Genomic DNA, 721 nt, shown 5'->3' with positions numbered 1-721 from the left:
TCGTCCTCGGACCCGAGAACCTCACGCTGCCACAACGAGTAGTCGGCGTACTGCACCGGCAACGGCGTCCAGGTCGGAGCCTGGCCGTTGGTTCGCGCGTAGTAGGCGGTCATCACGTCACGGGTCAGCGGGCCCATCGAGAAACCGTCGGTCGAGATGTGATGCATCACGAACGACAACACGAAGTCGTCATCGGCGACCTGGAAAAGCTTGGCACGCAACGGAACCTCGACAGTGACATCGAAACCCTGGGCGAAGAACGAATACAGCTCCGCCTGGATTCGGTCGTCTGTGACGCGTTCTGCACCGAGATTGATCGAGACATCTCCTGCCGAGAGGATCTTCTGGTAGCCGACGCCGTCGACCTCGGGGTAGACCGTGCGCAGAACCTCGTGGCGACCGATAACATCGTGAACTGCCGAATTCAGGGCGGCCGGATCGAGCGCACCCGTGAGCCGAACGGCAACAGGGACATTGTTGACAGCCGATGCCGTGTCGAATCGGTTGAGGAACCACATGCGCTGCTGCGCCAACGACAACGGAACCTGCGCCGGACGCACCTGCGCAGTCAACGCCGCACGCGAACCACCACCAACATGAGAACCCAAACGAGCAGCCAACGCCTCCACCGTCGACGCCTCGAACAACTCCCGCACCGACACCGAAGCATCCAACGCCTGACCCAACCGAGACGTCACCTGCGTCGCAATCAGCGAATTAC

General features: G+C 61.4%; 1 protein-coding gene. It reads right to left on the bottom strand.

Annotated features, from left to right (window positions below):
• A partial coding sequence (locus G8767_RS35265) for a condensation domain-containing protein (protein ID WP_166814292.1) occupies nt 1-721 on the bottom strand: 721 nt, incomplete at both ends.

This window comes from Rhodococcus sp. IC4_135 (assembly GCF_011602025.1).
Classification (GTDB): Bacteria; Actinomycetota; Actinomycetes; order Mycobacteriales; family Mycobacteriaceae; genus Rhodococcus_F; species Rhodococcus_F baikonurensis.
This window is presented reverse-complemented; position numbering and strand designations above follow the sequence as displayed.